The following is a 26966-nucleotide window of genomic DNA, read 5'->3' as shown; positions in this document are numbered from 1 at the left end:
ATGAGCACGCTCTTCGACGACCTCTTCCCTGCCAACGGGCACGGCCCTTTCAACGAACAGGGCCCTGCCGACCCGCCGGCCCCCGGCACGCGCCCGACGGCTGCGGCTGCCCGGGCGACCGCGGTCGACGACCGCGGCGTCCCGACGTGGGCCCAAGCCGCCGCCGAGGGGCGCGGCCCCGACGAGGCGAGCAGCCGGCACACCGATCCTGAGACGCTGCTCGAGGGACTCAACCCGCAGCAGCGCGCGGCCGTCCTGCACGAGGGCGGTCCGCTGCTCATCGTCGCCGGCGCGGGCTCGGGCAAGACGCGCGTGCTCACCAACCGCATCGCCTACCTGCTGGCGGCCCGGGGCGTGCAGCCGGGGCAGGTTCTGGCCATCACCTTCACCAACAAGGCCGCGGCCGAGATGCGCGAGCGGGTCGCGTCCCTGGTCGGGCCGCGCGCCAAGGCGATGTGGGTCATGACCTTCCACTCGGCCTGCGTGCGGATCCTGCGCCGCGAGGCTGCGAAGGTCGGGCTCAAGTCGACCTTCTCCATCTACGACGCCGCCGACAGCCAGCGCCTCATGGCGATGGTGATGCGCGACCTCGACCTCGACCCCAAGCGCTACCCGCCCCGGTCGTTCAGCCACCAGGTCTCCAACCTCAAGAACGAGCTGGTCGACGAGGAGACGTTCGCCTCGCAGGTGGTCGAGGGGACCCACCAGGAGCGGATGCTCGCCGAGGCCTACACCGGCTACCAGCGGAGGTTGCGCCAGGCCAACGCCCTCGACTTCGACGACCTCATCATGACGACCGTCAACATCCTCCAGGCCTTCCCCGACGTGGCCGAGCACTACCGTCGCCGGTTCCGTCACGTCCTGGTCGACGAGTACCAGGACACCAACCACGCCCAGTACCAGCTCGTCCGCGAGCTCGTGGGTGGCGCCGCGGGCAGCGCAGGTATGCCGGTCGGCGACGGGCCGTCCGTCGGCCCCGCCGAGCTCGTCGTGGTCGGTGACGCCGACCAGTCGATCTATGCGTTCAGGGGCGCGACGATCCGCAACATCGTGGAGTTCGAGGAGGACTACCCGAACGCGCGGACCATCCTGCTCGAGCAGAACTACCGGTCGACCCAGACGATCCTGCAGGCCGCCAACTCGGTCATCGCCAGGAACCCCGAGCGCCGCAAGAAGAACCTCTGGACCGACAGCGGCAACGGCGCGGCCATCATCGGCTACGTCGGCGACAACGAGCACGACGAGGCGGCCTTCGTCGCGAAGACGATCGACGAGCTCGGCGACTCTGCCGGGGTCAAGCCCAAGGACGTCGCGGTGTTCTACCGGACCAACGCCCAGTCGCGAGCGCTCGAAGAGGTCTTCGTGCGAGTTGGCTTGCCCTACAAGGTCGTGGGCGGCACACGGTTCTACGAGCGGCGTGAGGTCAAGGACGCGCTCGCCTATCTGAGGGTCATCTCCAACCCGACGGACACCGTCAACCTGCGGCGCATCCTCAACGTGCCCAAGCGGGGGATCGGCGACCGGGCCGAGGCCTGCGTCGCGGCCCTCGCCGAGCGCGAGCGGATCCCGTTCATCGCGGCCCTCGGCCGTCCCGAGGACGCCCCGGGCATCGCGACCCGCTCGGTCGCCGCGATCAAGGGCTTCACCGGGCTGCTCGAGCAGCTCGGCACCATCCACGCCGACGACGAGCAGGGTGTGGGGGCGCTCCTGGAGGCCGTCATCGAGAAGTCCGGCTACCTCGCCGAGCTGCGCGCCAGCCACGACCCGCAGGACGAGACCCGGGTCGAGAACCTCGCCGAGCTCGTCGCCGTCGCGCAGGAGTTCGACGAGACCCGCGCCGAGACCGGCGAGGTCGCCAGCCTCGAGGACTTCCTCGAGCAGGTCTCGCTGGTCGCCGATGCCGACGAGATCCCGGACGGCGAAGAGGCCGAGGACCTCGGGGTCGTCACGCTCATGACGCTGCACACCGCCAAGGGCCTGGAGTTCCCCGTCGTCTTCCTCACCGGCCTCGAGGACGGCACGTTCCCGCACCTGCGGGCGCTCGGCGACCCCAAGGAGCTCGAGGAGGAGCGCCGGCTGGCGTACGTCGGCATCACGCGCGCCCGCGAGCGGCTGCACCTGTCGCGGGCGGCCGTGCGGTCGGCGTGGGGGGCTCCGCAGTACAACCCGGCCAGCCGGTTCCTCGACGAGATCCCGCCCGACCTCGTCGAGTGGCAGCGGGCCGAGGCGGCCACCACCTCGCGTCGACCGGGCACGCCCGCCGTCGCGACCCTGGCCCAGCGCCCCGGCGTCCGCTCTCCGGGCAACCGCCCGCTGATCTCGCTGCACTCCGGCGACAAGGTCACCCACGACAGCTACGGCATGGGCACGGTCGTCAAGACCGAGGGTGAGGGTGACAAGACGCAGGCGCACGTCGACTTCGGCGGCGACACCGGCGTCAAGCGGTTCCTGCTGCGCTACGCCCCACTCGAAAAGCTCTGACCCGGAGGCGCGCGACCGACTCGCGACGCGGCATACCCGACGCCGTGGCGATGGCCGCAAAACGGCCGTTGCGCGGCTAAACGGGAGTTGTAGACCCCGTTTTGCGGCGCAACGGCCGTTTTGCGGGGAGGGGCGGGCTGACTACTGCAGGCCGTGGTCGTGCAACCAGGGGGCCGGGTCGATGGCCGCACCGCCGTCGGGGTGGATCTCGAGGTGCAGGTGCGGGCCGGTGGAGTGGCCGGTGTTGCCCGACAGCCCCACGACGTCGCCGGGGGCGACCTTGTCGCCGACGCTCGTCTCGAGCTGGCTCAGGTGGCCGAAGACCGACACGGTGCCGTCCCAGTACTCGATCTCGATCTTGTTGCCGTAGCCACCCTCCCAGCCCGCGAAGGTGACGGTGCCGGTGGACATGGCCTTCAGCGGGGTCCCGACCGGGGTGCCGAAGTCGTCGCCGGCGTGCAGTCGGCCCCAGCGCCAGCCGTAGCCGGACGTGAAGACCGCGCCGTTGATGGGCATGACCCACTTCTCGCGGTTCTTGCGGTCGGCCTCGGCCTTGCGGAGGGCCGCGGCGGCGGCAGTCCGCTTGGCGACGGCCTTGCGCTCGGCGGTGCGGGCGATCCGCTGCGCCTCGAGCACGCGGGCCTGGACGGCCGTGACCTGCACCTCGCGCTGCTGGGCGGCCTCGACACGGTTGAACTTGGCGGCGGCCTGGTCCTGGGTCCGGGCCTTGGCAGCACCGTTCAGGTCGAAGTAGGCCGGGGCGGACTCGGCGACGGTTGCACCGGTCGCGGTCACGACGAGGGCGGCAGCGGCTGCCCCCGGCAGCAGGTACCCACTCTTGGCGAAACGGGGTCCCCGACGAGGCGCGCGGTGGCGACCTGGGGCGCGGTGGCGGCCCGAGTAGGAATCTGAACTCACGAAGTGATGACCTTGCGTGCGGGGGGACACGGAGTGACAGAGGGTAGCGTGATCAGTTCGTTATCCAAAATCGTTCCCCAGAAATCCGCGAGATATGTCCGAAATGTTCGCCCTCAGGAGCCACGCCGTCGCAGCTCGGTGACGCCAGGGGTGAGGGTGTGCCCCTCGGAGTCCAGGTGCGCCAGCGTGCTCGAGATGCCGTGGACGACGCTCCCGATGATGGGCAGCGACATGTGGCCGACGCCGTGCAGGTCGATGTTGCGGGCCTGCAGGTCGGGGTGGGTCAGGGCGGCGTTGCGCTGCGGGAAGACCATCTGGTCGAGGTCGGACCAGTACACGACGAACCTCGTGCGGCAGTCGGGCACCGGCTGGTCCAGCTCGCGCATCAACCCGCTTCCCGGGCGCAGCTGACGGGTCAGCTGGTTGTGCCATCCGTATGCCGTGTAGGTGCCCTGGTGGGGCGTTCCCAGCGTCACGAGCGTGTGGACGCGCTCGTCGCCGCCCAGCCGGGTGACGTAGTAGCGGGCGATCAGGCCGCCCATCGAGTGGCCGACGACGTGGATCCGCTCGTAGCCGGTCTCGGCCACGAGGGCCTCGACCTCCTCGGCGAGCTGGGCAGCGGCCACGCGCACGTCCGCGGTGAAGGGGGAGTAGTTCATGCTCGTCACGCGGCCGAAGCCCCGTCGACGCAGGCCGAGCCTGAGCAGGGTGAAGATCGACCGGTTGTCCACCATGCCGTGCACGAGCAGGATCGGCGTGCCTGCCGCCTCGACGTCGGAGATGAGCAGGCCGCGCTGGATGGGGGGCAGGTGCTCGACCCCGAAGCCGAGCTGGCTGTCGCGTCCGTGGCGGCCCACGAGGCCCCACGGGTAGAGCGCGAGATGGGTCGTCACCCAGGCCGCCTCGACCGCGGCACCCAGGGCTCCGGTGGGAGTGGCCAGGGCCCTGGCTGCGCCCCCGACGACGTCGTCGGCCGCCGCGGCGGCGGCCCGGACGCCACGCGTCGCCCGGGTGAGGAGGCCGGGGCGCACCGTCTGCGCCGACGGGCGCCGCTGTGCTGCGGCGGGTCGGTGAGGGCGCGGGAGGCTCTGCGACATATCTAGCTGAACGTAGCGGTTGGAGGGGTGGCCATGGTGTGTTCAGCCGAAGTTTGCCGCGTGTCTGCCCGTGGCGTTCGCCACCCGAGGCGCTGTCTGCGACCGGGAGTGGCTAGTCTGCGGCCATGACTGAGTCTCCCCTGCGCGTCGTCGTGGCCAAGCCCGGACTGGACGGCCATGACCGTGGCGCGAAGGTCGTGGCGCGCGCCCTGCGTGACGCCGGCATGGAGGTCGTCTACACCGGGCTGCACCAGACGCCCGAGCAGATCGTCGAGGCCGCCATCCAGGAGGACGCCGACCTGGTGGGCCTGTCGGTCCTCTCGGGCGCGCACATGACCCTCTTCGCCAAGGTGATGGAGCTCCTCAGGGAGCGCGACGCCGCCGACATCATCGTCTTCGGCGGCGGCATCATCCCTGAGGCCGACATCCCCGAGCTCGAGAAGATCGGTGTCGCCAAGGTCTTCACCCCGGGAGCCACCACGACCGAGATCGTGGCGTGGGTGCGCGGCGCGGTCCGGCCCGACGAGGACGCCTGACCCACCTGACTCGCGGCTGACGCTGCGCATGCTGGGACTCAGGGCACCACGGGCAGGCTGAGGGTGGCCGGAGCCTGCGGTGACGCGCGCACCGTCACCGGTTGCACGGCATACGCGTTCTTGTAGGCGGCATCGGTGCTGGCGAGCACCAGCTGGAGCCGGTGGCCGGCCTCGACCCGGTGCACGATCGCGGGCAGCTCGATGTGCACCGGCTGGGTCACGTCGGCCACGCGGACCGGGCTGATCAGCTTGTGCACCAAGGTCTTCGAGCCGTCAGGGGCGACGTCGTAGAGCTTGGCGAAGACCTGCAGCTGACCGCTGGGGCCGACCGACTGGCTGAGCGCCACGGTGGGGGACTCGAAGCGCACGTCCAGGGTGGGAGCGCCGACGATCGTCAGTGGCTTCGACTGCGCCGGTGTCGACCAGGCGCCGAAGGTGCCGGGGGTGTCGAACGGTGTCTTGAGCCCGCTGGGGAGCGCCACCTGGCCCTCGAGCCCGGAGACCTCGCTGTAGGACGCGGCTGCGCCCCCTCCCGGGTTGGACCACGACGTCGAGCCGGGCAGGATCGAGGACCTCGACGAGACCAGCTCGTCGGCCGACGAGAGGTAGAGCGCCTTGCGCGTGCCCACCGGGTAGCTGCTCGCGCTGGCGTAGGCCGGAGCGGCGCTGCCCGTGTAGCCGACCCAGTCGCGGAAGTAGGAGAACACCGGACCGGTCGAGACGCTGGAGCCCTTGAGGTAGTGGTCGAACCAGTTCTTGATGCGCAGGCCGAGGTAGGTGTCCTCGATGTGATGCCCGCTCAGGTCGAGCTCGCCCGGGGCGGCCCCGGTGTTCGTACCGGTCCCGCCGGAGTGGCCCCAGGACTGCCACGCCATGGTCACAGGCACGCCCCGCGCCTTGAGCGAGCGGTAGGTCGAGGCGGCTTCCTGCAGGTTGAACAGGGTGTCGTTCTCCCCCTGTATCAGGAAGGTCGGCACCTTCACCCTGTCGATGTAGTGGCCGACCGACACGCGGTCGGTGAGCTCGAACGTCGTCGGAGTGGGGTACCCGAGGGTGTCCAGCGTGGCCTTCGCCTCGCAGGCCTCGAGCACGAAGTTGGGGCAGCCGACGTTGCGGGTCGGGTCGATCGCGGCGCCCTGCAGCCCGTCGGCGATGCCGACGCCGAAGAACAGCCCGGTCCAGCCGATCTTCTCCGTTCCCGGAGCAGAGTTGGCATAGGTCACGCCCCTCGTGAAGCTCGTGTTGTTCGGCGCGAGGGAGTACCGCAGGTCGTTCCACGTGATCAGCGGGACGAGCGTGTCAACCCTGGAATCAACTGCGGCAGTAGCGAACTGGATCTGTCCACCGTAGGACCCGCCGATCATGCCCAGCCGCGGGTCGTGGGTGGCCGGGTTGTCGAGCACCGTGAAGTCCACGGTCGTCGTGCCCGGCCCACCAGCGGCGCCCCCCACCTGCGATGAGGTGTATGCCGCGGAGCCGCCACCCCCGAGGAAGGTCACCAACGAGGTGGCTGCGACGCCGTCCACGCCGGGGTCGTCGAGCGAGACCTTGCAGCCGCTGTCGGGGAAGCCGAGGCCGGTGTAGGACAGCACCGCGTAGCCGCGCTTGGCGAAGGCCTCGCCCAGCCCTGCCTGGTCGGCCTTGCTGCCGCCGAACCCGTTGGTGGTCAAGATGGCCGGCACCCTCGCGGACGGGGTCGCGGAATGCGGCTTGTAGAGGTCCGCGTCGATCGCGCAGGTCTGCGGCTGCCCGAGGTYGTTGCTGCCCGCGGGGACGCTGAACTTCAGGCCGGTGTAGGTGTCGACCGAGTCCGGCGTGGAGGCCGCGGCGGCGCCGGGCGCGGCGGCGGCGGGTCCGGCGGCGGGCGCGACGAGCCCGAGGCCCGCAAGGGTTGCGGCCGCAAGCACGGCGACGGACCGGATCTGGGACGAGGTGCGGCGCGACATCGAGCCTCCACGGTGGGCGCGCGGGCCGGGGTGGCGCCGCAGCAGTGGTCTGACAACGACGCCGTGGCCGGGCCGGTTACGTTCCGGGGTCGCTCGGTGCGGCTCCGACCCTGCTCGGGCTCCCGTCGTGCTCGGGGCGAGGCTGCCCGGGAGCTTGCGCGAGCGTCCGCATGGTGAGCGCAGCGATCCACGACGTGGACGCGCAAGGAGAGCCAACGGCATACGGCTGACGTCGTCTTGGGCAACGGCAGAGAAAAAGTGCCTGGTATCTGTACGAATCAGCGGGTTCCCACGCATTTGGCAAAGTCTTCGCCAGTTTCATTGACCCGCTCTTCAGGCGGCCGGTTAGGTCAGCACGGCGCGAGGCCCACGGCAACCCTGAGCCGTCCCTGGAGGGGGACTCGACGCCACACGCAGCGCGGGCAACACACCTGCGCATGTCCGAGAAGAGGATTTTCGTGATCCGTCTGTCCACCGGCGCCGCACTCGGCGTCGCAGTCGCAGCCGCAGTGGCCACACCACTGTCCGCAGCGGCAGCCGCTCCACAGTCCGCGCCAACCCACGTCGCCAGCGCCGCCTCCGCACAGTCCGGCGCTGACCAGGACCACGCCGCGCTGGGCCTTTCCAAGGACGAGAAGCTCGTGCTGCGCAACGTCCTCACCGACCGTGACGGCACGCAGCACGTCCGCTACGACCGCACCTTCAAGGGCCTCCGGGTCGTGGGTGGCGACCTCATCGTCGAGAAGACCGCAGCCGGCCAGGAAAAGAGCGTGCACTACAACGCCAGTGGGAAGGTCGCCGTCACCTCGACGACCCCGACGGTGACGCGGAGCAAGGCGGTGTCCGAGGGTCGGTCTGCCGGCAGGCAGACGGAGTCCCCGTCCGGTGAGCTGGTCGTATGGGCCGGCGGCGCCAAGCCCGTCCTGGCCTACGACGTGCTGGTCAAGAGCGTACGGGCCGACCAGGTGCCCTCGCGGATGCACACCCTCGTGGACGCCAGGTCCGGCGCCATCCTCATCAGCTACGACGAGGTGCAGACCGGCACCGGCGACGGCATCTTCTACAACGCGACCCTCGAGACCAAGGCGCACACCGGCGGTGGCTACGAGCTGACCGACACCCACGGCAACAACACGCGGGACGCCCACAACCTGGGCGACCCCAACACCGGTGTCGGCCCGGCGGGTGACCTGTTCCTCGACTCTGACGACCTCTGGGGCAACGGAGCCGTCTCCGACCGGGCCTCGGCCGCGGTGGACGCCCACTACGGCGCCACGACGACGTTCAACTACTACAAGAACATCCTGGGCCGGAACGGCATCTGGAACGACGGTCGCGGCGCTCCCTCCCGCGTGCACTTCGCCAACGCGATGGAGAACGCGTTCTGGGACGGCACCCAGATGACCTACGGCGACGGCGCAGCCAACGCGGCCCCGCTGACCGAGATCGACGTGGCCGGCCACGAGATGTCCCACGGTGTCACGGAGAACACGGCCGGCTTGGTCTACAGCGGTGACGCGGGCGGCCTCAACGAGGCGACATCGGACATCTTCGGCACCGCCGTCGAGTTCTACGCCGCCAACGCGAGCGACCCTGGCGACTACCTCATCGGCGAGGAGATCAACATCAACGGCAACGGGACGCCGCTGCGCTACATGGACAAGCCCAGCAAGGACGGCGCGTCCAAGGACTGCTGGTCATCGACCCTCGGGCAGCTCAACCCGCACTACTCCTCGGGTCCGCTCAACCACTGGTTCTACCTCGCCTCCGAGGGCAGTGGGGCCAAGACGATCAACGGCGTCAGCTACAACAGCCCGGTCTGCGGCACCGCCCCCGCCGTGACCGGTGCCGGTCGGGCCAACATCGAGAAGGTCTGGTACCGAACCCTCTCGACCAAGCTCACCAGCAACAGCAACTACGCCGCGGCGCGCAACGGGGCGATCAACTCCGCCATCGAGCTCTACGGGGCGACCAGCCAGACCTGCAAGTCGGTCGAGGCGGCCTTCACCGCCATCGCCGTCCCGGCCGGCTCGGCCACGTGCGGCACCACGCCCCCGCCCACCGGTGGCAACCTGCTGCTGAACCCGGGCTTCGAGTCCGGTGCGGTCAGCTGGACCGGCACCTCGGGTCCGATCACCAACAACACCGGGCGTCCGGCACGGACCGGCAGCTGGAAGGCCTGGCTCGGTGGCAACGGCTCGACCTCGACCGAGACGGTGCAGCAGAGCGTGGCGATCCCGTCGACCGTCACGGCCGCAACCCTGTCGTTCTGGCTCCGCACCGACACCGCCGAGTCGGGGAGCACGGCATACGACACGATGAAGGTGCAGGTGGTCGACGGCGCGACGACGACGACGCTGGCGACGTACTCCAACGTGGGGACGAACGCGACATACACGCAGAAGTCGTTCAACGTCACGGCCTACAAGGGCAAGACCATCACGGTGAAGTTCCTCATGAACGAGGACTCCACGCTGCAGACGTCCTTCGTGGTCGACGACACCGCGCTGGCCACCAGCTAGCGAACCGGAGTCGGGTCGGCGTTCCCCCTGAGCGCCGGCCCGGCTCCCTCCTGATCAGCGGCAGGTCGCGGGCAACCTCCAGTCCGTGACCTGCCGCTTCCTCGCGTCGGCTACGTGCAGATCTTGCGGCGGGAGGCCGGACGTGTGACGTCGGCCAGGAGCTGGGTGACGACGGGTTCGGCCCGTGCCACGCGTTCGTCGCCGAGGTGCACGAGTCCTGTCCCCGCCCCGAAGAGCACATCCAGCTGGTCGGCGACTGTGCTCGGTGAGCCCGTGGGGGTGTCCGTGTCGTGGATCTCGAGTGCTGCCTCGTTGAGGACGGCCAGGCTGGCCTTGTCGATCGTGCAGGTGACCTTTCCCTGCTTGGTCGTGGCCAGCACCCCGCCGTCGTCCTGGATCGAGAGGCTGTCCGAGAAGCCCGCGATCCCCCCGAGCCTGCTCACCGTCAGGGGAAAGCTCGCCCGGCCGGTGACGGTCGGCGAGGGAGCGGCCGGTATCCGTGGGTCCGTGGTCCCGCAGCCGACCAGGGCGAGGGACAGACCGATCAGGCCGACCAGGCCGCCAGTGGCGCGGAAAGACAAGGGTGCGGTTCGCGGCATACCGGACATCCTGCCCACACTTGCCGGTCGTCGTCACGCACCTCGGGCAGACTCACGCCCATGACCTTCACCCGAGCCGAGCTCGACGCCGCGACCAGCGTCGTGCGCCGCCACTTCGCCGCGACCCCGCAGCTCGAGTGGCCGCTGCTGAGCGAGCACGTCGGCGAGGAGGTCTGGGTCAAGCACGAAAACCACACTCCGACAGGCGCTTTCAAGGTCCGTGGTGGGCTGGTCTACGCAGACCGCGCCGCCCGCGAGCGCCCGCAGGTCAAGGGCTTCGTCTCGGCGACGCGCGGCAACCACGGACAGTCCCTCGCGTATGCCGGCCGGGCGGGTGGGCTGCGCGTCGTCATCGTGGTGCCGGAGGGCAACAGCCCGGACAAGAACGCCGCGATGCAGGGTTTCGGCGCCGAGCTGATCGTGCGCGGCCACGACTACCAGGAGGCCCGCGAGCACGCGATGGGCCTGGAGACCGAGCTCGGTCTCGAAGCCGTCCCGCCCTACCATCGCGACCTGGTCGTGGGGGTGGGCACCTATGCGCTCGAGCTGTTCGACGCGGCCGGCCCGCTGGACACGGTGTACGTGCCAGTGGGGATGGGTTCGGGTATCTGCGGCCTCATCGGGGTGCGCGACCTCCTGGGCCTGCCCACCGAGATCGTCGGGGTGGTGTCCGAGCGGGCTCCCGCGTCGGCCCTGTCCTTCGCGGCGGGCGAGGTCGTCACGACACCGGAGGCCGCCACTTTCGTCGACGGGGTGGCCTGCCGTGCGCCCATGGCCGACGCCGTGGCCGAGATGGTTCGGGGGGCTGCCCGCATCCTGCAGGTGTCGGAGGACGACACGGCCGAGGCGATGCGGGTCCTGCTCCGCACCACCCACCAGCTGCCCGAGCCCTCCGGCGCCATCGCGCTGGCCGGCCTGCTTGCCGAGGGCGGCTCCCAGAGCGGCCGGCGGGTCGGCGTCATCCTCTCAGGAGGCAACTGCGACGCCGACATCCTCACCACGGTCCTGGCCGGGAGCACGCCGGAGGCCTGAGCTCTCGTTGAGCGCTGCCGCGACCGCGCCGCGCGAGCGATCTGCCGGCGTCGAGCTGTGGCCTCGACGCCACGGATCAACGCCGAACCGGTGGCAGCACGTCGATTCGTGACGCTGGCGCCACGGATCGACGGGGCGGTAACGGCCGGGTGCCATCACGGCACCGGGCCGCTACGGGGCGTCGCCGCGTCCGACCGGGGCCGGGCCCCTATTGTCGCGGACATGCCCTCCCGTGCTCAGCGTCAACGCACCGCAGCGGTCGCCGGAGTCGCCGTGCTGCTCATCGGGCTCACAGCCGCGTGCTCAGGTGGCAAACCCGCCGCGCGCACCTCCGCGACCACCAGGGCCTCGACGCCGGTGACACCCACGTCCACCCCGAGCACTGCCGGTCCAGCGATGCTTGCGGGAGGGCCGGTGCTCGCCGTCAAGATCGACAACACCCCGGCCGCGCGCCCCCGGATCGGGCTCGACGTGGCCGACGTCGTCTACGTCGAGCCGGTCGAGGGTGGGCTCACGAGGCTCCTGGCCGTTTTCAGCCGCAAGCTGCCGCCCGAGGTGGGGCCGGTCCGCAGTGGTCGGGAGTCGGACGTCGACCTCGTGGCCAACTACGGGAAGGTCGCGCTGGCCTTCTCCGGGTCGTCCGAGTACACGAAGCGGATCCTCGACGCGGGTCGCCAGGTCAACCTCAGCTACGACCAGAGCGCGCGCGGCTACCACCGTGATCGCTCGCGGCCGGCTCCCTACAACGTGATCGGAAGCCCCACGGTGCTCCTCGCCAGGGCGGGGGGCAGCGTCAGGCCCGCCGACATCGGGTTCCGCTACGGGCCCGCAGCCACGGGTGGCACGCCGGCCACCTCGGTCGCCGCCCGGTGGCCCTCCTCCAAGGTCACCCTGACGTGGAACGCCAAGCGCAAGCAGTACCTCGTCACCACCGATGGCCGCCCCGATGTCAGCCCGAGCGGTCGCCAGTACGGCGCCGGCACCGTCGTCGTCCAGTACGTCGCGACGCACAAGTCCAGCAACCGCGACGTCAACGGCCAGCCCACCCCGGTCGTCGACGTGGTCGGCTCCGGCAAGGCGGTGGTCCTCCGGGACGGCACGTCGTGGCAGGGCGTCTGGTCGCGCAAGGGCCTCACGGCACCCACCTCGTTCACGGTGGGCACCCAGCCGCTCACCTTCAACCCGAAGGGTCCCGTCTGGGTGCTCCTCGTCGCGCCCGGGCAGGCCGTCACCGTCCGCTGAGCAGGGCGAGGCCACGCCGAGCGGTGCCTGTGCCGCAGACCGGCCGCCCGGGGCATACCCACCGCTGATGGTGAGATTGGTCCCATTGGGCCCACGGGGCTGCACCCGAGGGAGCCAGCCGGTCCCTACAGGGCTAGTCTCGGCGTCGAACCAAACCCATCCGTAGACGAGGACGTCAGACGTGGATCTGTTCGAATACCAGGCCCGAGACATGTTCGAGGCGCACGGCGTGCCGGTGCTCGCCGGCGCCACCGCCACCACTCCGGAGCAGGCCCGCGCGGCCGCCGAGGAGATCGGTCCCAAGAGCGGCGGCGTGACCGTCGTCAAGGCGCAGGTCAAGACCGGTGGCCGAGGCAAGGCCGGCGGCGTCAAGGTCGCCAAGACCGTTGATGAAGCGGTCGAGGCGGCCGAAGCGATATTGGGCATGGACATCAAGGGCCACACCGTGGGCACCGTGATGATCGCCCAGGGCGCGCAGATCGCCGAGGAGTACTACTTCTCGATCCTGCTCGACCGGGCCAACCGCACCTACCTTGCGATGTGCAGCAAGGAGGGCGGCATGGAGATCGAGCAGCTGGCCGTCGAGCGCCCGGAAGCGCTGGCCCGGCTCGCGGTCGACCCCAACACCGGCATCGACGAGGCCAAGGCACGCGAGATCGTGGCGGCGGCCGGCTTCGACGAGGAGACCGGCGCCAAGATCGTGCCGGTCCTGCAGTCTCTGTGGACCGTCTACCGCGACGAGGACGCCACGCTGGTCGAGGTCAACCCGCTGGTCAAGACGGTGGACGGCGACATCGTCGCGCTGGACGGCAAGGTGACGCTCGACGAGAACGCCGGCTTCCGCCACCCCGACCACGAGGCCCTCGAGGACAAGGCCGCGGCCGACCCGCTCGAGGCCGCCGCCAAGGAGAAGAACCTCAACTACGTCAAGCTCGACGGCTCGGTCGGCATCATCGGCAACGGCGCCGGGCTGGTCATGTCCACCCTCGACGTGGTCGCCTACGCCGGCGAGGAGTTCCCGGGCCAGCCCAAGCCGGCCAACTTCCTCGACATCGGTGGTGGCGCCTCGGCCGAGGTGATGGCCAACGGGCTGCACATCATCCTCGGCGACGAGCAGGTGAAGTCGGTATTCGTCAACGTGTTCGGCGGCATCACCTCCTGCGACGCGGTGGCCAACGGCATCGTCGGCGCGCTGCAGAACCTCGGCGACGAGGCCACCAAGCCGCTGGTCGTCCGGCTGGACGGCAACAACGTGGAGGAGGGCCGGCGCATCCTCGCCGAGGCCAACCACCCGCTGGTGACCATCGAAGAGACCATGGACGGCGCGGCCCGCAAGGCCGCCGAGCTGGCTTCGGCCGCGACGAACTGACCGAAGGAACGGCATACCAATGGCTATTTTTCTCGACGAGAACTCCAAGGTCATCGTCCAGGGCATGACCGGCTCCGAGGGCATGAAGCACACGCAGCGCATGCTCGCCTCCGGCACCCAGATCGTCGGCGGCGTCAACCCGCGCAAGGCGGGCACGTCCGTCGACTTCGACGGTGGCATCTCGGTGCCCGTGTTCGGGACCGTGGCCGAGGCCATCGCGGAGACCGGTGCCAACGCGTCGGTCATCTTCGTGCCCCCGGCCTTCGCCAAGTCGGCCGTCGTCGAGGCGATCGACGCGCAGATCCCGCTCGCGGTGGTCATCACCGAGGGCATCGCGGTCAAGGACTCCGCGGAGTTCTACAACTACTCGCTCGGCAAGGTGACCCGCATCGTGGGGCCCAACTGCCCGGGTCTGATCAGCCCCGGCAAGTCCAACGCCGGCATCATCCCCGCCAACATCGCGGGCGCGGGACGCATCGGCCTGGTCTCGAAGTCGGGCACGCTGACCTACCAGATGATGTTCGAGCTGCGCGAGTTCGGCTTCTCCACGGCCGTCGGCATCGGCGGTGACCCGATCATCGGCACCACCCACATCGACTGCCTCGAGGCGTTCGAGAAGGACCCCGACACCGACGCGATCGTCATGATCGGCGAGATCGGCGGCGACGCCGAGGAGCGGGCAGCGGCCTACATCAAGGACCACGTGACCAAGCCGGTCGTCGGCTACGTCGCCGGCTTCACCGCGCCCGAGGGCAAGACGATGGGCCACGCCGGCGCCATCGTGTCGGGCTCGGCGGGCACGGCTGCCGCCAAGCAGGAGGCCCTCGAGGCCGCCGGGGTCAAGGTCGGCAAGACGCCGTCCGCGACCGCCGACCTGATGCGCGAGATCATGCAGGGTCTGCAGAAGTAGCTTCTGCCGCACCAAGGTTCACGACGGCCGTCACCCCGGAGGGTGGCGGCCGTCGTCGCGTTCAGGTCGTGGAGCAGTCCGCGGTATGCCGCGTGGGCGGCTACTTCTGGCGGGCCAGGGCGAGCAGCCGGTCGAGTTCCGCGAAGCCCTGGGCCGCCGTGCCCTGGAAGCCTTGGCCGTCGCTCGTCCCGTGGAAGACGACAGTCGTCATGGCGCCGGGCGTCGTCATGGTCGTGGTGCCGACCCAGCGATAGGCCGTGCCGGTGGCGTCGCCGGTGACCTTCTTGGTCAGCAGGAAGGTGCCGGCATGCGGCCCGCGCGTCGCGGTGACCTTGCCGTCGGCCTCGGTGCACCCCTTGGCCCGCAGTGACTGCTCCTGCGACACCTGGTCCTTCGCCCACGCCTTGCGAGCGCCTGGGTCGGCCGACTGGTCGACGCGCACCCGCTGGTGTCCGATCACGTTCGCGTCGCCCCTTCCGGCCCGGAGCTCGACTACTCCGAACTGGCCCCCGATGCCGGACAGGTAGTCGTCGGTCTCACAGAACACGCCGATGCCACCCAGATCGGCCGACGACCCAGCCGCCCCGGCGTAGGCGGGAGCGCCCGCCGCGAACCGCGCCGACGTCCACTGGGAGGCTGCGACGAACAAGTCGGACGAGGGGAGTGGGTCGGCGCCGGCGACGGGCATCTGCTCGTTGATCGCCTTCGCGCCGGGGCCGCTGGGCACTGTGGTGGTCGGCGACGGGCCCGCGGCGGCGTAGCGGTCGAGTCGTGCCTGGGCGATGCGCGCGAGCGTGGCCACCTCGTCCTCGGTGAAACCTCCGAGCGAGACGTCGTTGAACGCTGGGTCGATCACCTGGAGCAGGGTCACGCCAGCAGTACCCCCGGCGACGGCGAACCAGCCTGAACCGGCGTCGGTCGTCGCATAGCTGTAGACCGAGACATCGCCGACCAGCCCGGGCGTGACCTTGAACCCCGGTCCCGCCTGGCACTTCGGCACGCTCTGCTCGAGCGCAACGACCTGGTCCTTGAGGTCGCCCTTTCCGTCGTACTGCCAGTAGGTCGCGGCGCCGGACACCGGGGAGTTGGCCTGGGTGGCCGACTCCTGGCGAGTCGCCTTGCCCAGTGCGTCGCCGCACTCGACCCCACCGCCCTTGGTGATCGGCGTGACCGTCACCGAGCCAACGGGCAGCTGCAGCGACTCCTGCCACTCGGTGGCGACAGGCAGGACGCCTGGGACGTCGAGACTGCTCGTGGTCGTAGGGGAGGAGGAGGCGCTATTCGTGGCGCTGCGCGTCGCCGGCACCAGCGGGCTTGCGGCCTCGCGACCGAACTGGGAGTAGCCCACCGTCCCGACCACCACCGCTGCCGCGGCAGCAGCCGCCGTCCACGTGAGCAGCCGCTGGCGACGCCGCGCCATACCCCTTGCCCTGACGAAACGGACGTCGGGCAGGGGTGCGGCTTCGACGTCGGCGCGCAGCGACGTCAAGGCAGCCCGCAGCCGGGCGTCGTGCTCCGCCGTCCAGTCGTCGTGCTCAGCCATGGGGGTTCTCCTCGTGCCGCAGGGCCTGCGCGAGCTGTGCGCGGCCCCGGTGCAGGCGCGCCTTGACGGTGCCTGCGGGGGTGTTGGTCTCGTGGGCGATCTGGTCGATGGACAGGTCGCCGATGTRGTACAGGGTCACGGCTTCACGGACCGGGTCGGGCAGCGTCCGCAGTGCCGTCACGACCGCGACCCTGTCCTCGGTCGGCGGGCCCGTGGTGTCGTGGGCGCCGTGGCGTTCGTGGGCGCGGTCCTGGCTGGACTTCTTGCGCCACCCGGAGATGGCGATCCGTCGAGCGACGGTGCGCACCCAGGCGAGCGGGTCGTCGTGCGTGCGCACGGTGGACCACTGCTGCCAGGCGCGGGCGTAGGCCTCCTGGGTGGAGTCCTGGGCCACGGTGAGGTCACCGGTGAAGGCATAGACGAGGTGCACGACCCGGCGGGCGGTGTCGCGGTAGAACGCGTCGAACTCCGCCTCGGCGGACTGCGCGCCCATCGACACCCCCTGTCTGGTCGGTACTGCGGTGCCCAGCTGCACTGCACTGCCCGTCGGCACCGCAGTGCCCATCGGCACTTCAGCGCCCATCGGAACCGCTGGGGCCATCACACCGCAGCAGACGCGCTCGCGCGAGGTTGGGTTGCGGCGCGTTCGGACATTTCTCCGAGGTGTTCGGCGTTGCACGACGGCTGCGTCGTCCCGGTCGGCGACGATGGAGCAGCGATGACTGTGATGGAACTACTGCGTGGGGGCACCTCGTCGACCGACGGCGCGCCAGGCCTCGTCGCGCACCGGCGGGCCCTGGTGGCCGGGGCGCTGGCGGCGGCAGGTTCGGCGGCCGTCTTCGTCCTCCCGGCGCTGCTCGTCTGGGTGGCCGCGCCCGAGAGCACCGTGTCGTGGACCACCTCCCTGGGCGTCGGCGCGAGCCTGTGGCTGCTGGCCGGCGGCGCGCACCTGACCCTCGGTGTCGCGCACGTGACCGTGGTCCCCCTGCTCGCCTTCGGCGTGAGCGTCGTGATCGGCTCGTGGGCCGCCGCACGTGCGGCCCGTGAGGCCGCCGAGGCGCGCACCATCCGCCTCGTCCGGGACACCGTTCACGGCCCCGTCGCCTTCGCCCTCGGTGCCTGGACCGCCGGGTATGCCGCCTGCGCGCTGCTGTGGGTCCTCGTCGCGTTCCTGGCGGGTCCGAGCCCGGTCGCGTGGACGCTCGTCCTTCCCGTGCTCTTCGTGCCCACCCTCTCCGCCGCGACCGCACTGGCCAGGCTGGTCAAGGGGCGACCCGAGCTCGCCGGACCCGGTCTGGGCCGACCCTCGTGGTTCCCCGATGCCGTGCGACGCGCGGTGCGCCCGGGGCTGGAAGGTGCCGCCACGCTGCTCGGGATCGGCATGGCGCTGTGTGTGCTCTTCGTGGTGCTCCACTTCGACCAGGTGAGCCACCTCCAGGGTGAGCTGGCTCCCGGCGTCATCGGTGGCGCGGTCCTGGTCGTCGCCCAGCTGTCCGTGCTCCCCAACCTGGCTCTCTGGGCAGTGTCGTTCGTCGCCGGCACGGGGTTCTCCGCGGTCGAAGGGGCCTCGGCGACCTGGACCGGCAGCCGCACCTCCCTGTTGCCGATGGTGCCGGTGTTCGGGGCACTGCCCCAGCCGGGTGCCTTTCCGGGCCTGCTTCCCCTCGTGGTCCTCCTGCCGGTCGCGACCGGTGCCTTCATCGGCTGGCGTTCGCTGCGCGCGGTGGCCCGCCTCTCGACCGAGCGCACCAAGCTCACCGTCACCGGCACGGCCGTGGTGGTGGCCGCGGGGGCGATGGGACTGCTCGACGTCCTGGGTGGCGGTTCGCTCGGGCTCGCGCGGCTTTCCGACATCGGGGCACCGGCTGGGATGCTGACCCTCGCGCTGCTGGTCGAGTTCGGCGCCGGCGCGTCACTGGTTCTCGCATGGGACCGGTGGAAGCTCCGAGGCTGACCCTGCCCGTCGCCCTGTGGATGGACGCGGTGACCACGGCTGCGGGGGCGGTCGGTATCGTTCCTGACCGTGACTGCGCCTGAGCCCACCGGGATCGTCGTCCTGGTCTCCGGGTCGGGCACCAACCTCCAGGCGATCATCGACGCCGCGGCCGAGCCGGCCTATGGCGTCCGGATCCTCGCGGTGGGCGCGGATCGCGCGGGCATCAGCGGCCTGCACCGCGCGGCGGCCGTGGGCATCCCCACCTTCGTATGCCGCGTCGAGGACCACGACTCGCGCGCCGACTGGGATGCCGCGCTGGCGGAGCGGATCGGCGACCACGGTCCGGCCTTCGTCGTGTCCGCAGGCTTCATGAAGCTGCTCGGCCCGGCCGTCCTCGGCCGCTGGACCGTCATCAACACCCACCCCGCCCTCCTGCCGGCGTTCCCCGGCGCCCACGCGGTTCGCGACGCGCTCGCGGCCGGAGTTGCGCAGACCGGCTGCACCGTGCACGTCGTGGACGCGGGGATAGACACCGGACCGGTGCTCGCCCAGGCAGCGGTGGACGTCCTTGCCGACGACACCGAGGACACCCTCCACGAGCGCATCAAAGCTGTCGAGCACCCGCTGCTCGTCCAGGTCGTGGGCCGCGCGGCCCGCGAAGGAATCACCGTTTCCGATGGGAAGGCCACCATCCCGTGACCGAGCAGTCCACCACCCCCACCACCGATGCCCCGGACCCCGGGCGCCGGCCGATCCGCCGGGCGCTGATCTCGGTCTATGACAAGACCGGACTGGAGGAGCTGGCCCGAGGGCTGCACGAGGCCGGGGTCTCGCTGGTGTCGACCGGTGGTTCGGCCGCCCTCATCGAGGGCCTCGGCCTCCCGGTCACCAAGGTCGAGGACCTGACCGGCTTCCCTGAGTGCCTCGAGGGCCGGGTCAAGACCCTGCACCCGCGCGTTCACGCCGGGATCCTCGCCGACACGCGCAAGGCCGACCACCTGAGCCAGCTCGCCGAGCTGGAGGTCGAGCCGTTCGAGCTCGTCGTCGTGAACCTCTACCCGTTCCGCGAGACCGTCGCGTCTGGCGCCGGACCTGACGAGGTCATCGAGCAGATCGACATCGGCGGACCCTCCATGGTGCGGGCCGCGGCCAAGAACCACCCGAGCGTGGCCGTCATCACCGACCCCGCGGCATACCCGGCAGTTCTTGCAGCGGTCGCGGGCGGGGGGTTCACGCTCAGCGAGCGCAAGCGGTTGGCGGCCCAGGCGTTCGTGCACACCGCTGACTACGACAACGCGGTCGCGAACTGGATGGGCAACGCCTACACCGACACCTCCGACGGCACCGGCTTCCCCGCGTGGACGGGCGCCACGTTCCAGCGGGCCAACGTGCTGCGTTACGGCGAGAACCCGCACCAGCCGGCCGCCCTCTACACGCACTGGCGTCCCGGCGTGGCGTCCGCGGAGCAGCTGCACGGCAAGGACATGTCCTACAACAACTACATCGACACCGACGCCGCTGTGCGCGCTGCCTTCGACCACGGCGACCAGCCCACGGTGGCGATCATCAAGCACGCCAACCCCTGCGGCATCGCCGTGGGCGCCACTGTCGAGCAGGCGTATGCCGCGGCTCACGCCTGCGACCCGGTGTCCGCCTACGGGGGCATCATCGCCACGAACGTGCCGGTGACCAAGGCGATGGCGCTCGCGGCGAACGAGACGTTCAGCGAGGTCATCGCGGCTCCGTCGTTCGACGCCGACGCGCTGGAGGTGTTGCGGGAGAAGAAGAACCGTCGCCTACTCCAGCTCCCCGCAGACATGGCGGCGCACCGCGACCCGATCGAGACGCGGCCGATCAGCGGTGGCCTGCTGGTGCAGCTGCCGGACCGGATCGACGCGGTCGTCGAAGGCGAGACGCCCGGTGGCGACGACGCCTCCCGCTGGCGGCTCGTGGCTGGCGAGGCCGCCGACGAGTCGACCCTCGCCGACCTCCAGTTCGCCTGGCGAGCCGTGCGCGCGGTGAAGTCCAACGCGATCCTGCTGGCCAAGGACGGCGGCTCGGTGGGCATCGGCATGGGCCAGGTCAACCGGGTGGACTCGTGCCACCTCGCTGTGTCACGGGCGAACGCCGACGGAGCCGACCGGGCCCGTGGTGCGGTCGCTGCGTCCGACGCCTTCTTCCCGTTCGCTGACGGACTGCAGGTGCTGCTCGACGCGGGAGTGCGTGCGGTCGTCGCGCCTGGTGGCTCGGTGCGCGACGAGGAGGTCGTCGCAGCTGCCGAGGCCGCCGGCGTGACGATGTACTTCACCGGCACCCGTCACTTCAGTCACTAGCCACAGCGCGCACTGACTCCTCCCACCGGGCACTTGTTGCCGCCAGGTCGTCACTGACCCCCTTGTCGGGGCCTCTGGTGACGACGAGGCGGCAACAAGTCCCGCGGGTAGGCGACGTGTTGCCACCAGGTCGTCACTGACCCCCTTCGTGGGGCCTCTGGTGACGACGAGGCGGCAACAGGTCCGGCGGGTGGGCGACGTGTTGCCACCAGGTCGTCACTGACCCCCTTCGTGGGGCCTCTGGTGACGACGAGGCGGCAACAAGTGCGGGTGGGCGCGGGAGTCTCAGGCGGTGGGAGCGCGGTAACCCGTGGGCTCGCCGGAACCGAGGTCGACGATCGCGGCCACGGGGCCGCCGCCGTCGGGTCCCTGGTGCGCGGCCGACACCGAGACGAAGACTGCCGGGTCGCCGGTGACCGACGCGGTGACGCCGCCGACGGCCGACTTGATCTGGCGGTGCCAGTGCACGTCGGAGTCGTCCAGCATGGCGTTGCGGCGACCTCTCACGGCGCCGTCCTGGCTGACCTCGCACTTGAGGAACACGTTGACCAGTCGACCCTGGATGTCGCTCGTGTGCGGGCGGTCGGGCAGGTCGAGGCCGGCGTCCTTGATGGCGGCCCAGATGCCGTCGGCGTCGAGGGCGTCGCGCATCACCGAGTGGCCGATGCGGTAGCGACCGCCGATCCCCTTGGTGTTGCCCACCACCACGACCTGCGCCTGGTCGAGCTCGACACCGGAGGAGCACGAGGCGACCGCGGAGAACAGCGAGCGGTTGTTCATCACGTCCTCGTTGGTCGGCATCTCGATCTCGCCGAGCGCCACCGCGATGCCCAGACCGGTCGTGCCGTTGGACAGGTCCATCGACTCGTGGGTGTGGTGCGTCCAGACGGACTTGCCGCGGGACTCGGCGTCGCGAATGGTGTGGATGGTGAGCAGCGGGGTCTTGGTCTGCACGTAGTGGACGTCGGCGGGGTCGGTGATGCCGGCCTTCTCCATCGCGACCCGCACGGCCGCGGCGACCTTCTCGATCATGCCGGTGTAGCCGATCTCCTCGGGCAGGATCGGCTCGCTCATCGCGAACCCGACCGTCAGCCGCGCCTCGTCGGACTGCTCGGCCTGGTCGGCCGGGACGGTCGCGAAGATGGTCGCGTGCGGGCTGATGATCCCGTCGGTCCCACCGGACCAGACGATCGGCACCTGCTTGACCTGGTCGGCGGGCGCGCCCTTGGCGACCAGCACCTCGCGGAAGGCACGGTCGGCGATGATGCGGGTGTAGTCGTTGACCCCGCCGTTGCCCTCGGTCTTGCCGATGATGGCGATGACCCGGCTGGCGTCCATCACCCCGTCGTCGATGAGTTTGGCCAGCTCGCTCGCGTCGGACACGCTGTGGATCGGGACCTTGCGGACCTCAATGGGCTCGGGCACGGGAGTTACCTTCCTGATGACGTTGCGGTTGTTGACGATTCGGTATGCCGGTCGGTCACCACGGTGCCGACCTCGCCGGAGAGCGCGTCCGCGATGCGGTCGAGGGCGGTGATGACGCTGCGCCCACCGCCGTCACGCACGAACCGCATGGCGGCCTCGACCTTGGGACCCATCGAGCCGGACGCGAACTGGCCGTCCGCGGCATACCCCTCCATCTCGGCGAGGGTGACGCGGCCGACGGCTCGCGCCTGCGGTGTCCCGAAGTCGAGGACGGCGTTCTCGACGTCGGTCGCGATGACGAGCGCGTCGGCGCCGATGGCGCGGGCGAGCACCGCTGYCGTGAGGTCCTTGTCGATGACTGCCTCGACACCGCGGACGGTGCCGTCAGCGTCGCGGACCACGGGTATGCCGCCGCCCCCGGCCGCGACGACGACGTAGCCCGCGTGCAGCAGGGTGAGCAGGGTGTGGGTCTCGAGGACCTCGACGGGCGCGGGTGAGGCCACGACGCGACGCCATCCCTTGTCGCCGCGGTCCTCCCAGGTCTCGCCGTGCTCGATGAGCGGCCGGGCCTGGTCGTAGGGCAGGAAGCGGCCGATCGGCTTGGTCGGCGTGGCGAAGCCGGGGTCGTCGGGGTCGACCAGCGTGCGGGTCACGAGGGCAGCGACGGGGTGGTTCAGCCCCCGTGCGGCGAGAGCCGGCTCGAGCGTGTCGAGGATGGTGAACCCGATGGTTCCCTGCGTCTGCGCTCCGCACCAGTCGAGCGGGACGGGTGGGACGACGTTGGCCGCGAGCTCGTTCTTGACGAGCAGGTTGCCGACCTGCGGGCCGTTTCCGTGGGTGAGGACGACCTCGTGGCCCGCCGCGACGACCGTGGCGACGTGTCCCATCGCCCGCCCGATGGCCTCCCGCTGGGCCTGGGGGGTGGCGCTGCCGTCGGGACCGGTCATGGCGTTGCCGCCGAGCGCGATCAGGACCCGCATGCCACCTCCGTTCGTCGTCCGTGCGGCGAGCCTAGGGATGCGCGACGGCCGATGACGTTGGCAGGACCTGCCCAATGGCCGGACCCGCCTTGGCAGATGTGTTCACGTTCACCCCAGGCGGCGGTAGCGCTCCAGCCTCGCGGCCAGCCTGGCGGCCGGGTCCTCGCGGGCGAGGACGGCGAGCTCGTGCTGGATGGCTTGGGACATCCGGCGGCAGAACTCCTCGGGCTCGTCGGCCGCGTCGGGGTGCTCCGCGACGATCCGGTCCACGATGCCGGCGTGGAGCAGGTCGAGCGAGCGGACCCGTTGGCTGGTGGCGAGCTCCGGGGCGTGGCTGGTGTCGCGGTGGAGGATGGCCGAGGCGCCCTCGGGCGGCAGCGGGGACAGCCAGGAGTGCTGCGCGCTGATCACGCGGTCAGCCGGCATGACGGCGATCGCGCCACCCCCGGTGCCCTGACCGAGCAGCACGCAGACGGTGGGCGCGTCGAGCATCACCAGCTCGGCGAGGCAGCGCGCGATCTCACCGGCCATCCCGCCCTCCTCGGCTTCCTTGGAGAGTGCGGCTCCCGCGGTGTCGATGATGCTGACGAGGGGCAGCTTGAGCTCGTGCGCCAGCTTCATGCCACGCCGGGCAACGCGAAGTCCCTTGGGGGACAACGGTTCGTCGAGGGTCTGGCGGTCCCTGTCCTGACCCAGCACGATGCACGGGGCGCCCCCGAACCGGGCCAGGGCCATCAGCATCCCGGGGTCGTACTCGCCCTGCCCGGTGCCGTGCAGGGGCAGCACGTCCGTCGCCCCGAGTCGCAGGAGGGCGCGCACCCCCGGCCGGTCGGTGCGCCGCGAGCGGGTGATCGACTCCCATGCGGGGGTGTCGGCGAGCTGCTCCTTGGGCACCTCGGGGACATCGGGCAGGTCCTGCCGGGGGCCGGTCAGCACGGTGAGGGCGCGGTCGGCCACCTCCGCGAGCGCCTCGACGGGCAGGATCGCGTCGATGAGGCCGTGCTCGAAGAGGTTCTCGGCCGTCTGCACTCCTTCGGGGAACGGGTGGTCGTAGAGCGCCTCGTAGACGCGGGCCCCGAGGAACCCGATCATGGCGCCGGGCTCGGCCACCGTGACGTGCCCGAGGGACCCCCACGAGGCGAAGACGCCGCCGGTCGTCGGGTGGCGCAGGTACACCAGGTAGGGCAGTCCGGCCTCCTTGAACTCGGCGCAGGCGGCGCTGATCTTGACCATCCCCACGAAGGCCGGCGTCCCCTCCTGCATGCGCGTGCCGCCCGACGAGGGGGCGGCGAAGAGCGGCAGCTCCTCGCGGCGGGCGCGCTCGAACGCGAGCACCACCCGCTCCGCGGCCGTGCTGCCGATCGAACCGGCGAGGAAGCGGAACTCGCCGGCGATGAGGGCGACCCGGCGCCCCCGGATGCGTCCCTCGCCGGTGATGATGGCCTCGTCGGCACCGGACCGTTCGCGGGCCGCGGCGAGCTCCGCGGCATACGCCGAACCCTCCGTCGCCACCTCGCGGACCGGGCCGTCCCACGACACCCAGCTGTCGGCGTCGAGCACGGTCGTGGCGAGCTCGAGCCCGCCGAGTCGGCGCGAGGGCCTGGACGGGTCTGACATGCCACCTCCCGGGTACGAGGCGACGAGCCTAGGGCGTCAGCGTCTCGCCCGTGGGGGGAACGCCCAGCGCGAGGACGAGGTCGAGCACGACCCCGGCGTCGTCGAGGTCGTCGCCGAAGAGCTCGCGCAGCTGCCCCATGCGGTAGCGCACGGTCTGCGGGTGCACGAAGAGGCCGGCCGCCACCGCCTCGCGACGCCCACCGAACAGCAGCCACAGGCGCAGCGTCTCGACGAGCTTCTCCCGAGCCGCGGGGGACAGGTCGTCCAACGGTTTGAGGGCGCGGGCCCTGAGGTCCGTGAGGGCTTCGGGATCGGCGCTCAGGACCAGCTCGGCCAGGTGGGCGTCCGTGTCGTATGCCGTGGTGTGGCGGGGGTTCTCGACGGCCAGCAGGCGCGCCGCCCGCAGCGCCCGCCGGTAGGAGGCGGCCGTCTGCAGCCACGGCCTTGCGGGACCGAGCACGCAGCCGTAGTCGCGCAGCGACCGCAGCAGCCGACGTCGCGCGGGCGCTCGCAGGTCGGGCACCAGCAGGGCCACGTAGTCCTCGGAGGCGGCCATGTCGGGCAGGTCCTCGCCGAGGTACAGCGACCTCGGGTCGACGAGGGCTCGGGCCTGGTGCAGCCGCTCGTCCGGGACCAGCAGCACGGTGACCGTCGTCGGTGGGGCCCAGTCGGCACGCTCCGCGCGGCGGGTCGTCACCTCGTCGGACGCGCCGCGCACGAGGTCCAGGGCCAGCCGCTCGAGCCGGCGCTCCTGGCTGCGCTCCGCGGTGGCGAGCTCGTCGGCGTGACCGGCGACGCTGGCCGCGGAGAGCTCGTCGATGTAGGCGAACACCAGCTCGGCGAACTGCGCCAGGAGGGGCGCGGACATCCCGGCCCGCACCCCTACGGCCGACAGCTCGCGCCACGAGACGCGGGCGCCGATGCGGTAGGCGGACAGCAGGGCGTCCATGCTCCGCCCGCTGCGGGCCTCGCCGCGGCCCAGGGCGTAGGACGCCTGGCGCGCGGGTCCGAGCGGCGAGCTGGGGTCGTCGGACCGGGCGGCCATCGTCAGGAAGCTGCCGAGGGCCACCTGCACGGCCGACTCGATGTTGCCGACGAGGTAGTCGCGGGCCTCCGCGTAGCTGGGCACCTCGACGATGATGGCCTGGACGGCGTCGGCCGCCACCTGGGGGAGAGCGCGCTTGAGCTCACTCTGCACCTCAGGTGGGATACTGAGCTCCGCCGCGTGCTCAGCAGCGGTCCCGCTGGCCGACGTCACCATGGACTTTTGTCCTTTGCGAACAATTCTGGTCGCGATTCTCACGCGCTGTGGTCAGGAAATTACCCTACCTGATCGCCCATAGTGGAACCATGACCGCAGTTCTCCCGCTCCGCACGTCGCCCGGGTCCACCGGGCCGTCGGCAAGGTCGCGCCCGTCCCTGCGCACGGTTCTCCGCCGAGTTGCCGAGGCAGTCGTCACCCCGGTGCTGCCCGACGACTACCTCGACCTGATCGCACCCATGCGCGCCGGCGCCGACCTCCGTGGTCGCGTCGTCTCCGTGACCCCCGAGACCCGGGACGCCGTCACGGTGCGCATCAAGCCCGGTCGCTCCTGGGCCGGCCACGTGCCCGGCCAGTACATCCGGATCGGCGTCGACGTCGACGGGGTGCGCAACTGGCGCGCCTACTCGCTCACCTCCCCGGTGGAAGCCCCGGACGGAATCATCTCGATCTGCGTCAAGGCGATCCCCGACGGCAAGGTCAGCAACCACGTCGTGCGCGCCCTCCAGGCCGGCACCCTGGTCCACCTCGACCAGGCGACCGGTGACTTCACGCTCCCGTCGGCCCGTCCGGCCCGCGCGCTGTTCGTCACTGCCGGCTCGGGCGTCACACCCGTGATGGGGATGCTGCGCAACCACCTCGACGAGCTGCAGGACGTCGTCGTCATCCACTCCGCGCCCACCGAGGCCGACGTCATCTTCGCCGCCGAGCTGCGCGAGTGGGCCGAGGCCGGCCGCATCCGCCTCGTCGAGCGGCACACCGACTCCCAGGGAATGGTCGGCACCGACTCGCTGGACGAGCTCGTGCCCGACTGGCGCTTCCGCGAGACGTGGGCCTGTGGCCCCACGGGCATGCTCGACGCCTTCGAGGCGGCCTGGGCCGACGCCCAGATCGCCGACCGACTCCACACCGAGCGCTTCCGCCCGGTCATCATCGCCGAGGGCGAGGGTGGCACGGTCACCTTCGGTACCCAGCGCATCACCGTCGATGCCGACGGTTCGACCCCGATCCTCGACGCCGGCGAAGCCGCCGGGGTCCTGATGCCGTCCGGTTGCCGGATGGGCATCTGCTTCGGCTGTGTCGTGCCCCTGAAGGAGGGTGCCGTGCGCGACCTGCGCAGCGGCGACCTCACCATTGCCGCCAAGGGCGACGGCATCCGCATCCAGACCTGTGTGTCGGCGGCTGCCGGCCACTGCGAGATCGACCTCTAAGGAGACGT

General features: G+C 70.9%; 21 protein-coding genes. 11 read left to right on the top strand and 10 right to left on the bottom strand.

Translation table 11 applies throughout. The features are described from left to right. Nucleotides 1-2481 carry a DNA helicase PcrA gene (pcrA, locus tag AC1DXJ_RS14570; RefSeq protein WP_477637341.1) on the top strand — a complete coding sequence of 827 codons (2481 nt, stop codon included), beginning with the start codon at nt 1-3 and terminating at the stop codon, nt 2479-2481. A 141-nt stretch (nt 2482-2622) separates the two neighbouring features. On the opposite strand, the gene AC1DXJ_RS14565 is transcribed toward pcrA, so the two are convergent. Both AC1DXJ_RS14565 and AC1DXJ_RS14560 read right to left on the bottom strand, forming a co-directional pair. Then, on the bottom strand, nt 2623-3399 hold the full coding sequence (locus AC1DXJ_RS14565; RefSeq protein WP_477637340.1) for a M23 family metallopeptidase: 777 nt from the start codon (nt 3397-3399) through the stop codon (nt 2623-2625). Nucleotides 3400-3512: 113 nt separating this feature from the next. Next, nucleotides 3513-4430, bottom strand: a complete 918-nt coding sequence (locus tag AC1DXJ_RS14560; protein WP_477637339.1) for an alpha/beta fold hydrolase — start codon at nt 4428-4430, stop codon at nt 3513-3515. A gap of 191 nt (nt 4431-4621) precedes the next feature. Here AC1DXJ_RS14560 and AC1DXJ_RS14555 point away from each other — a divergent pair, with 191 nt between their 5' ends. Next, nucleotides 4622-5032, top strand: coding sequence for a cobalamin B12-binding domain-containing protein (locus AC1DXJ_RS14555; RefSeq protein WP_477614815.1), 411 nt, complete (start codon nt 4622-4624; stop codon nt 5030-5032). Between the two features lie 38 nt (nt 5033-5070). Here the strand turns inward: AC1DXJ_RS14555 and AC1DXJ_RS14550 are convergent, their stop codons facing one another. Continuing rightward, nucleotides 5071-6978, bottom strand: coding sequence for a CocE/NonD family hydrolase (locus AC1DXJ_RS14550; protein ID WP_477637338.1), 1908 nt, complete (start codon nt 6976-6978; stop codon nt 5071-5073). A 458-nt stretch (nt 6979-7436) separates the two neighbouring features. Between AC1DXJ_RS14550 and AC1DXJ_RS14545 the strand changes: the two genes are divergently transcribed. Continuing rightward, a complete protein-coding gene (locus tag AC1DXJ_RS14545; RefSeq protein WP_477637337.1) occupies nt 7437-9500 on the top strand; it encodes a M4 family metallopeptidase in 2064 nt (687 codons plus the stop codon). 110 nt (nt 9501-9610) lie between these two features. On the opposite strand, the gene AC1DXJ_RS14540 is transcribed toward AC1DXJ_RS14545, so the two are convergent. Further along, the gene (locus AC1DXJ_RS14540; RefSeq protein WP_477637336.1) at nt 9611-10099 is read right to left on the bottom strand and encodes a hypothetical protein; all 489 of its coding nucleotides are present in this window, start codon (nt 10097-10099) and stop codon (nt 9611-9613) included. 60 nt (nt 10100-10159) lie between these two features. On the opposite strand from AC1DXJ_RS14540, the gene AC1DXJ_RS14535 reads away from it, so the two are divergent. From AC1DXJ_RS14535 to sucD, 4 genes are all read left to right on the top strand, one after another. After that, nucleotides 10160-11131: a threonine dehydratase gene (locus AC1DXJ_RS14535; RefSeq protein ID WP_477637335.1), complete on the top strand. Its 972-nt coding sequence runs from the start codon at nt 10160-10162 to the stop codon at nt 11129-11131. A gap of 222 nt (nt 11132-11353) precedes the next feature. Next, complete coding sequence (locus AC1DXJ_RS14530; RefSeq protein ID WP_477614820.1) at nt 11354-12373, top strand: DUF3048 domain-containing protein; 1020 nt, start codon at nt 11354-11356, stop codon at nt 12371-12373. A 181-nt stretch (nt 12374-12554) separates the two neighbouring features. Beyond that, nucleotides 12555-13742 carry an ADP-forming succinate--CoA ligase subunit beta gene (gene sucC, locus AC1DXJ_RS14525; protein ID WP_477614821.1) on the top strand — a complete coding sequence of 396 codons (1188 nt, stop codon included), beginning with the start codon at nt 12555-12557 and terminating at the stop codon, nt 13740-13742. 19 nt (nt 13743-13761) lie between these two features. Further along, nucleotides 13762-14652 (top strand): succinate--CoA ligase subunit alpha, encoded by an 891-nt coding sequence (sucD, locus tag AC1DXJ_RS14520; RefSeq protein ID WP_477614822.1) that lies wholly within the window; start codon nt 13762-13764, stop codon nt 14650-14652. A 100-nt stretch (nt 14653-14752) separates the two neighbouring features. Here sucD and AC1DXJ_RS14515 read toward each other — a convergent pair whose 3' ends face one another. Both AC1DXJ_RS14515 and AC1DXJ_RS14510 read right to left on the bottom strand, forming a co-directional pair. Continuing rightward, nucleotides 14753-16195, bottom strand: a complete 1443-nt coding sequence (locus tag AC1DXJ_RS14515) for a hypothetical protein (protein ID WP_477637334.1) — start codon at nt 16193-16195, stop codon at nt 14753-14755. Next, the gene (locus AC1DXJ_RS14510) at nt 16188-16688 is read right to left on the bottom strand and encodes an RNA polymerase sigma factor (RefSeq protein ID WP_477637333.1); all 501 of its coding nucleotides are present in this window, start codon (nt 16686-16688) and stop codon (nt 16188-16190) included. The genes AC1DXJ_RS14515 and AC1DXJ_RS14510 overlap by 8 nt, the downstream gene beginning before the upstream one ends. Nucleotides 16689-16913: 225 nt before the next feature. Between AC1DXJ_RS14510 and AC1DXJ_RS14505 the strand changes: the two genes are divergently transcribed. The 3 genes from AC1DXJ_RS14505 (at nt 16914) to purH (ending at nt 20464) form a co-directional block, all read left to right on the top strand. Next, complete coding sequence (locus AC1DXJ_RS14505) at nt 16914-18149, top strand: cell division protein PerM (RefSeq protein ID WP_477637332.1); 1236 nt, start codon at nt 16914-16916, stop codon at nt 18147-18149. 69 nt (nt 18150-18218) lie between these two features. Beyond that, nucleotides 18219-18830 (top strand): phosphoribosylglycinamide formyltransferase, encoded by a 612-nt coding sequence (gene purN / locus AC1DXJ_RS14500; RefSeq protein WP_477614826.1) that lies wholly within the window; start codon nt 18219-18221, stop codon nt 18828-18830. Continuing rightward, nucleotides 18827-20464, top strand: coding sequence for a bifunctional phosphoribosylaminoimidazolecarboxamide formyltransferase/IMP cyclohydrolase (purH, locus tag AC1DXJ_RS14495; protein WP_477637331.1), 1638 nt, complete (start codon nt 18827-18829; stop codon nt 20462-20464). Before purN ends, purH begins: the two co-directional genes overlap by 4 nt. A gap of 285 nt (nt 20465-20749) precedes the next feature. On the opposite strand, the gene bar is transcribed toward purH, so the two are convergent. The 4 genes from bar to AC1DXJ_RS14475 all read right to left on the bottom strand — a co-directional run bounded on the left by bar (nt 20750) and on the right by AC1DXJ_RS14475 (nt 25684). After that, a complete protein-coding gene (bar, locus tag AC1DXJ_RS14490; protein ID WP_477637330.1) occupies nt 20750-21889 on the bottom strand; it encodes a barbiturase in 1140 nt (379 codons plus the stop codon). 5 nt (nt 21890-21894) lie between these two features. After that, entirely contained in the window at nt 21895-22869 is a 975-nt protein-coding gene (locus AC1DXJ_RS14485; protein ID WP_477637329.1) for a carbamate kinase, read from the bottom strand. A 108-nt stretch (nt 22870-22977) separates the two neighbouring features. Further along, nucleotides 22978-24486: a carboxyl transferase domain-containing protein gene (locus AC1DXJ_RS14480; RefSeq protein ID WP_477614830.1), complete on the bottom strand. Its 1509-nt coding sequence runs from the start codon at nt 24484-24486 to the stop codon at nt 22978-22980. A 28-nt stretch (nt 24487-24514) separates the two neighbouring features. Further along, complete coding sequence (locus AC1DXJ_RS14475) at nt 24515-25684, bottom strand: PucR family transcriptional regulator (RefSeq protein WP_477637328.1); 1170 nt, start codon at nt 25682-25684, stop codon at nt 24515-24517. Nucleotides 25685-25836: 152 nt separating this feature from the next. Between AC1DXJ_RS14475 and AC1DXJ_RS14470 the strand changes: the two genes are divergently transcribed. Beyond that, nucleotides 25837-26958, top strand: a complete 1122-nt coding sequence (locus tag AC1DXJ_RS14470; protein ID WP_477637327.1) for a ferredoxin reductase — start codon at nt 25837-25839, stop codon at nt 26956-26958. The last annotated feature ends 8 nt before the right edge of the window (nt 26959-26966 follow it).

The organism is Pedococcus sp. P2_D9 (assembly GCF_056404275.1).
The sequence above is the reverse complement of the archived record's forward strand: the minus strand, read 5'-3'. Positions and strand labels throughout refer to the sequence as shown.